Genomic DNA, 12,618 nt, shown 5'->3' with positions numbered 1-12,618 from the left:
TTTAAAGTTCCATATGGACTAGGGGATAAGGCATGCCCAAACCGTCTTTTTCAGATCGACCAAATACTTTAAAACCGATTTTCTCATAAAACTTTCTTGCCGATTCATTTTGTTCATTGACATCCACTTGTCGGCAATCTAAATTTTGAATTGCAAAATCTGCCATCAAACGGCCAAGACCTTTGCCGATAAGCAATGGATCCAAAAACAACATCTCCAGCTTTTGGTCAGAAACACCCAAAAACCCAAAAACCTGATTGTTCTTTTGGAGGCAATACACCTGCAAGAGATTGAAATCGATATGCTCTACCACTGATTTGATTTTCTCAAAATCTTCCCTTTTTAAAAAATAATGGGTGGCCAAAACAGAATCCTCCCACACTTTGATAAGTTGGTTTCGATGAGCATACCGGTAAGGCTTAATGTCAAATTCTTGATGATCCATATCGGGCTCTTAGGGTAAAAATCTTTTCCATCCCACCAGTTGGGCAGTATAAATACTTCCTCTTCCGCTGAAAATATAGGCAACCAAACATGACAATCCCAGAAAAATTCCGGGCTCATAACCAAAAAGCTCCATGCCCATCACCGTGCAGGCCAAGGGGGTATTGGTAGCTCCCGAAAAAACTCCCACAAAACCACATCCTGCCAGCAAGGCCAAAGGCAGAGGAATCCATGAGGAAAGTGCATTGCCCAGTGTAGCTCCAGTAAAGAAAAGTGGGGTCACTTCTCCTCCTTTAAACCCCGAACCCAACGTCAATCCTGTCAATCCTGTTTTAGCCAGAAAATCATACCAAGGCAAAGGGGTCTCAAATGCCTCCATGATTCTCGGGACTCCCAGCCCAATGTACGTATATGCACCAGTGAAATACACAAAAATGGCTACCATAACTCCACCCACCACTGGACGGAGCGGAGGATAGGCAATATTTTTTTTAAATGCATTTCCCAACAAATGACCTGTTTCAGCAAATAGCCTCGCTGCCAAACCAAAGGCCATACCGGCTGGAATGATCCAAAGCAGGTTGGTCAGGGTATGCGAAGCAACTTCAGGTATGGCATAGGATGTATGCCCGATACCCCATCCCCATTCACATACCCAATGGGCCACAAAAGCTGTCCAAAATGCAGGAAAGAGCGATTGAGCCTGAAACCTTCGATTGAGCATCCACTCCAAAGAAAAAACAGCCCCCGCCAATGGAGTTCCAAAAACAGAAGCGAAACCTCCCGCTACCCCGCAGATCAAGATAATCCTCCTACTTTCAGCATCCAGTGAAAACCATTTGGTCAATTGGTCGGCAAGCGATCCCCCCATTTGCACAGCAGTACCTTCTCGTCCTGCAGATCCTCCAAAAAGGTGGGTAAAAATGGTACCTAAAAGTACCAAGGGAGTCATTCGCAGCGGAATGGGATTCTGGCTTTGGTACAATTCCTCAAGAAGAAGATTGTTCCCTTTGACTGAATTGGCCCCATAATGGTGATATACATAGCCGATACCAAAACCGGCTACCGGCAAAAGTGCCAATAGCCATAGGTGTGCATCCCGAAAATCGGTAACTATAGAAAGCAAAGCTAAAAACAATGCGGAGGCCGAACCGGACAAAATGCCCACTAAAGTGCCTAATCCTAGCCAATTCAAAAGGTATCTTACCAAGGGATGCTGATTGAAGAGTCTTAAGATGGCACAAAGAACGGAGGGTGTCCAATAAATTGAAATAAAAATCTGAATATTAACATAACCTGATTGATCGGTCGGATGTCGTGAAAACGTACACTTCAACCAAAAGCGAGAATTTGGGTTAGATAAAAAAACAATCATGAAACACATTCTTATCACAGGAGGCTCAGGTCTAGTAGGTCAGCAAATCACCCAACTGCTGGAAAAGAAAGGCTATGAAGTGGCCTGGCTGAGCCGGAGTCCTCAAGGAAAAAAGTCGTTCCTATGGAATGTTGAAAAAGGAGAAATCGATCCCAAAGCCATCGAATGGGCAGATGCCATTATCCATTTGGCCGGTGCGGGTGTTGCGGAAAAGCGCTGGACACCTGAGCGGAAAAAACTCATTTTGGAATCCAGGACTCAAAGCACTCAACTGCTTTTCTCCGCCATCGAAAAATCAGAAAGAAAGCCAAGCACCTTTATCTCTGCTTCCGCGGTGGGGTATTATGGATTCAATACAGGCACTGCCTTGGTGGATGAAAGCAGCAAACCCGGAAGTGATTTTTTGGCAGAAGTGGTGATGGCTTGGGAAAATGAAGTGAAAAAGATGGAATCGCTTCAGCTACGTACAGTGCTGCTTCGGATAGGAATCGTGCTGGACGCCGAGGGTGGAGCTTTGGGAGAAATGCTGAAACCACCTGTCGCGGCACCCTTGGGTTCAGGAGATCAATGGATGAGTTGGATTCACATTGAGGACTTGGCGAGGATGTTCGTATTTGCTTTGGAAAAAACCACCCTGCAGGGAGTTTTCAATGCCGTCGGGCCGAATCCAGCCACCAATCAGCAGCTGACCAAAGAAGCTGCCTCTGCCAAAGGAAAGCCTTATCTGGGAATCGGTGTACCTGGTTTGGCCTTGAAACTGGTATTGGGTGAAATGGCCGCGATGGTCTTGGGTGGAAATCGGGTTTCCAGCCAAAAAATCCAAAAGTCCGGGTTTGAGTTTGAGTTTCCGGAATTGAAAAGTGCGTTGAGGGATATTTTTTCCAGAAAATCCTAAAGCCTTTTATTCCGGCCAATCACAAACCATAGTATCGTCCCTAAAAAGGGCAAAAGCAACACAATCAAAATCCAGATCAGCTTGTCAGTTTGATTGGAAAACCGACTTGTGACCACATCGTAGATGGTAAATGCATAAACCAGAAATCCAAGCGCCTTCCACATCACAAACCCGCCTTAGAGTTTTTACCCAGTATCAAATAAGCCAATGGACCAAATACGTGAGCGAAGAGAAGAATCACTACCCAGATCAGCTTCATATTCTGGTCTTTAAAATTTGACTTAATGACGTCTATCAGACAATAAACCCAAAGGATAAAATAGGCCAAAGAAAATAAAAGGATGATCAGCAAGAATCCTCCTCCCATATTTTGAATAAAACTTAACATCATGATTACGGTATTTTTGAGTTGAAATCAGGTTGGAATCTTCGCTTTTCTTTAGTTCTTCTACTCATGCTGAGGTATAAAAAAGTGCCGATGAATGGCGCAAACAGGATAAGAATCAACCAGATAAGTTTTTGATTAGGTCCCCGAAACTCATTTCTGACACAATCAATGAGCGCATATGCCCAAAAGCCCAAATAAATCAGGCCCGAAAGTTGCCAATAAATCAATCCCTTGCTTTCTATGACTATATCCATGTCGCTTCTTCTCGTAATTTTACCACCGATCTAAAATAGCTTTTTTCTAAAGTTTTAAACAAGAATTTAGTCGGAAGTTTACCAATCACCTTATGATACGATTCTCCTTTGTCTTTCTTTTGGGTTTACTTGCCCAATTCGGCTGGGCTCAAGATTTGAGCTATTACCTGCCCAAAGGCTATACTTACAATCCAGCAGTTCCCACACCCAAGCAGGTGTTGGGATATGAAGTAGGAGAGTGGCACGTGACGCATGATCAGCTGGTCATGTATATGAAAGCTGTCGCTGCGGCATCAGATCGGGTAAAATTTGAAGAAACAGGAAGATCTTACGAAAAGCGACCACAGACCCTCCTGACCATCACTTCTCCGGCTAACTTGGGTAAACTCGACCAGATCAAAGCTGAGCGGGCAAAACTGCGTGAACCAGGCTCCTCAGTGAATATCCAGAATATGCCTGTGGTGATGTTTATGGGCTATTCGGTCCATGGCAATGAACCCAGTGGTGCCAATGCTGCTTTGGTCGCTGCCTATCACTTTGCGGCAGCCAATGAAATCGCTGCTGATTTGGAAAACATCGTCCTACTCCTCGATCCCGCCATCAATCCTGACGGACTCAACCGATTTGCGTCTTGGGTGAATTCCCACAAAGCCTTCGTCATGAACGGTGACCCTGCCCAGCGAGAACTCAACGAGGCCTGGCCTAGAGGACGTACCAACCATTATTGGTTTGACCTCAACCGTGACTGGCTTCCTGTGCAGCATCCCGAATCCAGAAACCGTGTCAAAGTCTTCCAAAGCTGGCTTCCCAATATCCACTTGGACTTCCACGAAATGGGAACCAACAGCACGTTCTTTTTCCAGCCGGGAGTCCCCTCACGGGTTCATCCCTTGACTCCGAAGAAAAACTTCGAACTGACCGAGAAAATCGGTACTTATCACGCCAAGGCACTCGACCAAATCGGTTCACTCTACTACAATCAGGAGAACTACGATGATTTCTATTACGGAAAAGGCTCTACCTATCCGGATGTGCAGGGTTCGATCGGTATTTTGTTTGAGCAGGCCAGCTCGAGAGGCCACCTACAGGAAAGCGCCAATGGCATGCTAAGCTTCCCATTCACGATCAGAAATCAGTTTACCGCCAACCTATCTTCCTATCAGGCAGCCAAGGAAATGCGTGTAGAGCTCAATCAGTGGATGAAGGATTTTTACACAGAGATCAAGAACGAAACCACTGCAGACGTAAACAAAGCTTACATTTTTGGAGCAAAAGACGATGATGCTAGAAGTTTCCATTTGGCAGATCTGATTTTACAGCACGACATCAAAGTGTTTGCCCTGAAAGAAGATATCACTGTCAACGGCAAACAGTTTAAAAAAGAAACTTCCTACATCGTCCCGGCAGACCAACCACAGTACCGATTGATCAAGGCGATGTTTGAGACCCGGACCACGTTCCAAGACAGCTTGTTTTACGACATTTCGGCTTGGACCTATCCCATGGCCTTTCACTTGGACTTCATGGCTCTGAACTCCAAGATTCTGAACCTCGCCAGTGTCAGTCAGGTAGACAAAAACAACTTTGCGCAAGCACCTGGAAAAGTGATCGGTCAGCCCGGCGCCTATCAGTATGCGATGGAATGGACAGATTATTACGCGCCAAAAGCAGCTTATCAATTACTGAAAGCGGGATTTTTGGTGAGAGTATCCAATGCTGAATTCTCTACGGCTGAAGGAAAAACCTTTGGCAGAGGGACACTTTTGATTGACAAAGGAGAAAGCGGAATGGATAATCAAGCCTTCTTTGCAAAGCTCCAGGAAATCGCCCAAGGAGCGCATGTGGACATTCATGCGCTTTCGACCGGATATACCGATGGAGCAAATTTGGGATCAACATTCATGGCTCCTTTGAAGACACCGAACATCGCGCTATTGGTGGATGGTGGTGTGGACAGCGGGGAAGCGGGTGAGATTTGGCATTTGCTCGATCAGCGGATGAAAATGCCGGTGACGCTCCTTCCTCTAGATGCAGTCGCAAGCACCAATCTGGCGAGATACAATGTCATCCTAATGGCGGATGGAAGCTACAGCAGACTCGGTCAGGCTGGTGCTGCTGCCATCAAAAATTGGGTAAGTCAAGGAAATACACTCGTGGCCAAAGGCGGGGCTTTACGCTGGTTGGCACAAAATGAAATCGGAAACTTCACCTTCCGCTCGGTGGACAATGAAGAAAAAGGACTTCAAAAAAGCTATGCAGACTTTGAAAATGCCACCGGATCCAAGCAGACATTTGGAGCGATCTTCAAGGCAAACTTGGATACCACACACCCGATTGGTTATGGGTATACAGAAAAGGAAATCTACACCTTCCGTAACGACAATTTCTTCCTTGAACCTTCGACTAATCCTTATGCCAATCCTTTGGTTTATACTGCCAATCCTCTTGCCTCAGGCTACCTTCACCCAAGTAATCTACCTGGGGTAAAGGAAAGTGCAGTGATCCGGGTATCCGGTCAAGGCAGAGGCCGAATCATCGGCTTTGCGGATAATCCCAACTTCCGCGCCTTTTGGTTTGGTACCAATAAGCTTTTTATGAATTCTATCTTCTTCGGTCAGGTGATCGAAGCTGGCACTACTCGATAAAACATAGAAATCCCGGCTTTTCCACCGGGATTTCTTTTTATCCATTCAAGGAATTTTCAAATCCATTCTGACCTGATTTAAGTTTAATCTCCCATGAAGAAAGCACTACCCATTATTACCGCTCTTTTTCTCTCGGCAGGAATACTCACCGCACAAGAAATGGGCTTCGAGGAATACAATCCGCCCTCCACTCTGAAGGTCCCACAAAACCCGGTGACACGCGCTAAATTCCCTTTTATTGACATTCACAGCCATCAGGGAGGAATCAACAAATCCAAAATCGATCAGCTGCGCTCCGAAATGGACGAGCTCAACATGGGCATCATGATCAATCTGAGTGGACGTGGATTTGGTCAGGGCAACAGCAATGCCCAGCAGGAATACATCCGCAATATGATGGGTGAATTTAAAACCCATGCACCGGGAAGGTTTATGGTCTTCACCAATTTGAACTTCAACGGTTTTGGAGATCCAAACTGGACTGCTTTGGCAGTTAAAGAACTGGAGGAAGATGTAAAAGCCGGTGCTGTTGGACTCAAGATTTACAAAAGTCTAGGTCTAAACTCCAAAGACAATAATGGAAACCGGATCCCAGTGGATCATCCGGATTTGGATCCGGTGTGGGCAAAAGCCGGTGAGCTCGGCATCCCTGTATTGATTCATTCCGCAGACCCTGCCCAGTTTTGGCAGCCCATGGATGCCAACAATGAGCGTTGGCTGGAACTCAAGCTACATCCCAATCGTCGCCGATCCGATACCGACCCCGCGCCATTTGATCAGATCATAGCGGAGCAGCATCGTGTGTTTGCCAAGCACCCCAAGACCACTTTCATCAATGCCCACATGGGTTGGATGGCCAATGACCTCGATGCCGCAGGTGCCCATCTGGACAAATACCCGAATGTGAACTATGAAATCGGCGCCATCATCGCCGAGCTTGGCCGTCAACCGCGTCGAGCCAAGGAGTTTTTTATCAAGTATCAGGACCGAATCCTATTTGGAAAAGACGCTTATAACAAAGAGGAGTTTTATACTTACTTCCGCGTACTGGAAACGGAGGACGAGTATTTTCCTTACTACAAAAAATACCATGCCTTCTGGAGCATGTATGGCTTGGGACTACCAGACGAGGTACTGAAAAAAGTCTATTACAAAAACGCACTTCGTATTGTGCCGGGATTGGATAAGACTTTGTTTCCGGAGTAATGACGGACTTTTGCTTTCAATTGAAAAGCCACAGATGTGCAGATAAATAATGATCTGTGCATCCGTGGCTCTTCTTTTAAATGATAAGTTGCTTTACATGGGCGATTTACTCTGTAAAGAAAATCGAAAAATCTTTACATATGCTTTGATATATGTAAAGTAAATGCTTGTTTTCTTTACATAAGGACTTACCTTTGTAAAGAAAATTGACTTTTCTTTACAAAGTATGACTTGGAAGCTGATTCCTTTACCTTATGCCGAGGACTTGGAAACCAAATCCATCCTCAAGCAGCTGCCTGCCGCGCATGCAGCTTTGGCAGAATTGAAGGGAATCGTCCAATCGATCCCCAATCAGATCATCCTGCTCAACACGCTGGGAATCCAGGAAGCAAAGGATAGCTCATCAGTCGAAAACATCATCACCACCCACGACGATTTGTACAAGGCCAATCTGGACTTTGAAGTTAGCATCTCTCCAGATGTCAAAGAAGTACAAAACTACGTGGCCGCGATGAAGCGAGGATTTGAGCTGGTGAAAACTCAGGGACTGCTCACCAATCAGACAATTTTGAAAATTCAGGAGACTTTGGAAGGAAACAATGCGGGTTTTAGAAAGCTTCCCGGCACAGCATTAAAGAATGCCCAAACCGGAGAAACCGTCTACATGCCTCCACAGGATCCAAATGAAATCCTCAGCCTGATGGCCAATCTGGAGCAGTTTATCAACGATCCCGAGCTAAGCGACTACGATCCTCTGGTGAAAATGGCGATCATTCACTTTCAGTTTGAGAGCATCCACCCATTCTACGATGGAAACGGACGAACAGGAAGGATTCTGAACATTCTTTATCTGGTGTTGACTGGCCTGCAAAAACTTCCCATTCTCTACCTCAGCAGCCATATCATCCGAAACAAGCCGGATTATTACCGACTGCTGCAGGGAGTAAGAGAAAATGGAGCCTGGGAAAGCTGGATCAGCTATATGATCCGTGGTGTGGAAAATACCGCAAAAGAGACCATAGTGCTCATCGAGGACCTTAAAGTATTGATGGCTGAAATGAAAAATCAGCTTCGCGATAATTACAAGTTTTACTCACAAGAACTGCTCAACAATCTATTTGCGCATCCCTACACCAAAATCGAGTTTCTCGTTCGCGATCTCGGCGTCTCACGCATCACCGCTGCCAACTACCTGAATCAATTGGCTGCCGACGGTGTCCTGCGAAAGGAGAAGCTAGGGACAGGCAATTATTATGTAAATGAGAAGTTGTTTGCGCTACTGAGCAGTAGATAGCTTCTTTTCCCACAGATCCGCGAAGTCTGCCGGAATTAATCCGAGGATTTCAAAAAAAATCCTGAAGATCAAGCTCTTCAGGATGTATTGGTTTCAAGTAAAAACTTGTTTAGACTTCCCCCACAATCAGCTTAAAGCCCTCCCCATGGACAGTAATTATCTGGACTTTAGGATCGTCCTTAAGGATTTTGCGGATTTTGCTTAGGTACACGTCCATCGAGCGGGCATTGAAGTAGCTATCATCGCCCCAAATTTGCTTGAGTGCATGACTTCGGTTGACCAGTTTGTTGATTTCAGAAGCCAGAAGTCTAATCAACTCGTTTTCCTTAGAAGTAAGCTTATGTTTACCCCCGGGCCCCTCAATGTATTGCTCATCGTAATGCAGGACAAAATCTCCGAACGTATAGGTTTTGAGCGGAGTGATTTCGGTTGATTTTTGAGTACGGCGGAGGATAGCTGTGATTCTCAGCAGCAATTCCTCCATACTAAAAGGCTTGGTGAGGTAGTCATCCGCTCCGATTTTAAGACCTTCGATAATGTCGTCTTTTTGGTTTTTTGCAGTGAGGAAGAGGATTGGAAGGCCTTCCTGCACTTTTTTTATCTCCTTAGCCAAGGTAAATCCGTCCTTTTTGGGCATCATGATATCCAAAAGGCATAGATCATATTTGTCTTTTTTGAATTTGTTCCATCCTTCTTCTCCATCCCTGCAGAGGGTAGTATCATAGCCTTTCATTTGCAGGTATTCCTGCAGGATATCACCAAGGTTGGGATCATCTTCTACGACCAAAAGTTTTGCTTTGCTCATTGTTTTTTCGGTAGGTTAATGGTGAATGTACTTCCTTTTCCGGGTTCTGATTGTACGTAAATCCCACCTTTATGGGCTTCGAGCATGGTCTTGACATAGGAAAGTCCAAGTCCAAATCCTTTTACATCATGTACATTCCCGGTGGGTACTCTATAAAATTTATCAAAAATCTTTTTGACTGCATCCTTGCTCATGCCGATTCCCTGATCCTGAATAGTGACAATCACCTGATCCTGATCATCCTTGGCAATTACCTTTATTTTTGGACTCTCTTTGGAGTATTTATTGGCATTGTCTAAGAGATTATTGAAAATATGGGTCAAATGGAAAGCATCCCCCTCTATCTCAGGGTTTTTCAGGTGATTTTGAAACTCAATAGTTCCGCCCCTATTCTCAACCTGTAATCCGATATGTTCTACAGTCGACTCCAGCAAGTCGGTCAAGTTGATGGATTCTATTTTAAGCTTAAAGTCATTTTTATCCAATGCGGCTGCCTGAAGCACCTTTTCCACCTGAGAGACCAATCGCTTGTTTTCGTCCTTAATGATTCCCAAATACCTGGTTCGGAACTTATCATGATTGCTAAGTTCCGGATCCTGAAGCGCCTCCACGGCAAGGCTAACTGTGGCAAGAGGCGTCTTAAATTCATGGGTCATGTTGTTGATAAAATCATTCTTGATGTCTGACAATGCCTTTTGACGGATAATCACCCGAATGGCATACACAAAACAAAAGATGATAACCAAAATGAAAATAATGGAACTCGAAATCGGCAACCATACCTGACGGAACACATGATTGCTTTTTTCAGGAAAGTAGACAAAGAGAAAATTATCCTTTCCTAGAATGTCATTAGGGAAGAGTTTAGCTTGAACTCCTTGATTCTTTAGAACGGAAGGATCAGAGATCGGACCTAATCCTACAATTTGACCTTGATCGTTTTGAATGCCTAACTCAAAATCCTCTGTAATTCCCTTCTCCATCAATTGATTTTTCAACAATCGTCTTACCTGCGAAGTGTCCAGCCTATTCAATATTTCCTTTTGACCTTCTGCAAGTTCTGCCCATGCTTGGTTCATCAATTCTATTTTGATGTTGGTCTTTTTGATTTTGTCCAAGGCATCTTCAGAAAGATTGATTTCAGCTCTCATTTGGGGGACTAGGCCGTTGTACCTTTGTGGCCTGTCTGTTGAGAATGCGGGTATTTTACTTAGGTATTCCAGTTGCCTTTCTTTTTCCTGAAGAAGGATCTGCATTTCATCCGGAGTAAACATGGTCGAAGCGATCTCCGGAGTCATGTAAGCGAAAAAGTTCTCCAATTCTTCGAAAATAGAGATATCCAACCCTCTGGATAAGAGCATTCTTCGAAACGTACTGCTGACTTGCGGCACGGGTGCCATCAGCATCGTATCGACCATAGAAGGCCGACTGTAAGTGGGGCTGGTATTAATCTGAAGTTCAATCGGATCGATTTTTTTGAAAATAGTCTCTTTGAGCACTGGGTCCTTAATCAGCTGGCTAAGTAGGACATCCGAAGTCTCTCCTTTTTCCAGTTCATTGACAGTCCTGGAAAGGGCTTGCAAGACATTTTGGTCAAATCGCTCCTGATTAATCCGGATGGCATTTCTTACCCAATAATATTGGAAGCCCATCAACCCAAAACTGGCAAGGGACATTAACACAACAATCAGGGTGATTTTGCCTTTAGACATATCACAAAGTTAGCTTTCTTAGTAGGGGCTGTGAGTAGACTTAACAAGTTTTAACGGGAAAGGAAAATCATTCCTTTCATAATTAGAATATGGGTCGTATTCTCGCAATCTGAATTTGTATGTTTCTTAATTACATTATTTCAAAAAAAGGGAAGGCAATAGTCTTCCTTTTTTATTGTTTGGGTAATTTTGCCGCTCAAATCTTAAACCTTCCATCCCGTGCCCAATCCTTCGCACATTCAAGGCGTCGAAATTTCCAGGTTAGCTGATCAATTTGGAACACCCCTTTACATCTATGATGGTGAAAAAATTGTCTCACAGGTGAAAACACTGCAGGAGGCTTTTTCTACTGTTCCCCTCAAAATCAAATACGCTACCAAGGCACTTTCCAACATCAATATTTTAAAGCTGATTCGAAAGGCAGGAGCGGGCATTGACGCTGTATCGATCGAGGAAGCAAAATTGGGAATGCTTGCCGGATTTTCTTCCGAGGAAATCATGTATACTCCTAGCGGAGTGGGATTTGAAGAGATACAGGAAGCCGTGGAATTGGGCATCATGATCAATTTGGATAGCCTTCCGCTGATGGAGCAGTTTGGAAGAGCCTATGGCGGTTCCTTGGGTGCTTGCATCCGGATTAACCCACATATCATGGCTGGTGGAAACATCAAAATTTCCGTCGGCCACAAGGAAAGTAAATTTGGGATATCTATTGAGCAGCTCCCTCAGATTTTGGATGTGGTAGAAAAATACCAGTTGAATATTGTAGGCCTACACATCCACACAGGTTCGGATATTCTGGATGCAGAAGTTTTCCTTAAAGGCGGAAATGTGCTATTTGAAGCTGCAATGAAGTTTCCTAACCTTAAATTTTTAGATTTTGGCGGAGGATTTAAAGTGGCTTACAAGCCACATGACGTAGCTACAGACGTCATGGAAGTAGGTAGAGCAGTAAGTTCGGCTTTTCAGGAATTCTGTAAAACGTATGGACGACAGCTGGAACTTTGGCTTGAGCCGGGGAAATTTCTGGTAAGCGAAGCGGGCTATTTGCTTGTAAAAGCCAATGTGGTAAAAGAAACCCCGACCGTGACTTTTGTTGGAGTAGATTCAGGCCTCAATCATCTCATTCGGCCTATGATGTATGATGCCTATCACAGCGTCTATAATCTGAGCAATCCTGAGGGGAAAAAGGCCAAATACAATGTAGTGGGCTATATCTGTGAAACAGATACTATTGCTGCGCATCGTGAACTGACAGAGGTGAAGCAGGGCGATCTTTTGGTCATTAAGAATGCAGGGGCCTATGGATTCAGCATGGCTTCCAATTACAACTCCAGACTTCGTCCGGCAGAGGTTCTGATTTGGGAAGGGAAACCGATCCTAATACGAAGAAGAGAAGAGTTTGAAGACCTGATTCGACACCAGGAAATCTGTGAATTTTGATAGAAGGCACCTCAAAAGGGTGCCTTTGGTATAATTATTGAGTTCTGGTCAACGTTATGTTGTTTTTGGGTTTCAAAGGACTATCCAATCAACAGCATAAAACTGTGGATTGCTCGCCCCAATCACAAGCCCTGGTAGTATTCATCCATTATTTAGT

The 12,618-nt window shown here is 44.6% G+C and carries 12 protein-coding genes; 5 read left to right on the top strand and 7 right to left on the bottom strand.

Going from position 1 to position 12,618, the window contains the following annotated elements; genetic code table 11:
* Nucleotide 1: 1 nt before the first annotated feature.
* Together DDT91_RS01515 and DDT91_RS01510 are read right to left on the bottom strand one after the other, a co-directional pair.
* Nucleotides 2-445, bottom strand: coding sequence for a GNAT family N-acetyltransferase (locus DDT91_RS01515; protein ID WP_187174355.1), 444 nt, complete (start codon nt 443-445; stop codon nt 2-4).
* A gap of 9 nt (nt 446-454) precedes the next feature.
* Complete coding sequence (locus DDT91_RS01510; protein WP_255501990.1) at nt 455-1,654, bottom strand: voltage-gated chloride channel family protein; 1,200 nt, start codon at nt 1,652-1,654, stop codon at nt 455-457.
* A 163-nt stretch (nt 1,655-1,817) separates the two neighbouring features.
* Here DDT91_RS01510 and DDT91_RS01505 point away from each other — a divergent pair, with 163 nt between their 5' ends.
* On the top strand, nt 1,818-2,714 hold the full coding sequence (locus DDT91_RS01505; protein ID WP_187174353.1) for a TIGR01777 family oxidoreductase: 897 nt from the start codon (nt 1,818-1,820) through the stop codon (nt 2,712-2,714).
* Here DDT91_RS01505 and DDT91_RS01500 read toward each other — a convergent pair.
* Genes DDT91_RS01500 through DDT91_RS01490 form a run of 3 tightly spaced genes read right to left on the bottom strand, consistent with a single transcriptional unit; the run spans nt 2,711 to nt 3,356 of the window.
* A complete protein-coding gene (locus DDT91_RS01500; RefSeq protein ID WP_187174352.1) occupies nt 2,711-2,878 on the bottom strand; it encodes a PLDc N-terminal domain-containing protein in 168 nt (55 codons plus the stop codon). The genes DDT91_RS01505 and DDT91_RS01500 overlap by 4 nt on opposite strands.
* Complete coding sequence (locus DDT91_RS01495; protein ID WP_255501989.1) at nt 2,878-3,105, bottom strand: PLD nuclease N-terminal domain-containing protein; 228 nt, start codon at nt 3,103-3,105, stop codon at nt 2,878-2,880. Before DDT91_RS01495 ends, DDT91_RS01500 begins: the two co-directional genes overlap by 1 nt.
* A 2-nt stretch (nt 3,106-3,107) precedes the next feature.
* Nucleotides 3,108-3,356, bottom strand: coding sequence for a PLDc N-terminal domain-containing protein (locus DDT91_RS01490; protein ID WP_187174351.1), 249 nt, complete (start codon nt 3,354-3,356; stop codon nt 3,108-3,110).
* Between the two features lie 92 nt (nt 3,357-3,448).
* Here DDT91_RS01490 and DDT91_RS01485 point away from each other — a divergent pair, with 92 nt between their 5' ends.
* From DDT91_RS01485 to DDT91_RS01475, 3 genes are all read left to right on the top strand, one after another.
* Entirely contained in the window at nt 3,449-6,001 is a 2,553-nt protein-coding gene (locus DDT91_RS01485; protein ID WP_187174350.1) for a M14 metallopeptidase family protein, read from the top strand.
* Between the two features lie 93 nt (nt 6,002-6,094).
* Entirely contained in the window at nt 6,095-7,207 is a 1,113-nt protein-coding gene (locus tag DDT91_RS01480) for an amidohydrolase family protein (RefSeq protein WP_187174349.1), read from the top strand.
* A 226-nt stretch (nt 7,208-7,433) separates the two neighbouring features.
* Complete coding sequence (locus tag DDT91_RS01475; protein WP_187174348.1) at nt 7,434-8,501, top strand: Fic family protein; 1,068 nt, start codon at nt 7,434-7,436, stop codon at nt 8,499-8,501.
* Nucleotides 8,502-8,610: 109 nt separating this feature from the next.
* On the opposite strand, the gene DDT91_RS01470 is transcribed toward DDT91_RS01475, so the two are convergent.
* Nucleotides 8,611-9,306 (bottom strand): response regulator transcription factor, encoded by a 696-nt coding sequence (locus DDT91_RS01470; protein ID WP_187174347.1) that lies wholly within the window; start codon nt 9,304-9,306, stop codon nt 8,611-8,613.
* Complete coding sequence (locus DDT91_RS01465) at nt 9,303-11,018, bottom strand: cell wall metabolism sensor histidine kinase WalK (protein WP_187174346.1); 1,716 nt, start codon at nt 11,016-11,018, stop codon at nt 9,303-9,305. Before DDT91_RS01465 ends, DDT91_RS01470 begins: the two co-directional genes overlap by 4 nt.
* A 219-nt stretch (nt 11,019-11,237) precedes the next feature.
* Here DDT91_RS01465 and lysA point away from each other — a divergent pair, with 219 nt between their 5' ends.
* Nucleotides 11,238-12,461, top strand: coding sequence for a diaminopimelate decarboxylase (lysA, locus tag DDT91_RS01460; RefSeq protein ID WP_187174345.1), 1,224 nt, complete (start codon nt 11,238-11,240; stop codon nt 12,459-12,461).
* Nucleotides 12,462-12,618 lie beyond the last annotated feature (157 nt).

It is taken from the genome of Algoriphagus sp. AK58, assembly GCF_014324365.1.
Classification (GTDB): domain Bacteria; phylum Bacteroidota; class Bacteroidia; order Cytophagales; family Cyclobacteriaceae; genus Algoriphagus.
Note: the sequence above shows the minus strand (reverse complement) of the source record. Positions and strands in the feature narration are given on the sequence as shown.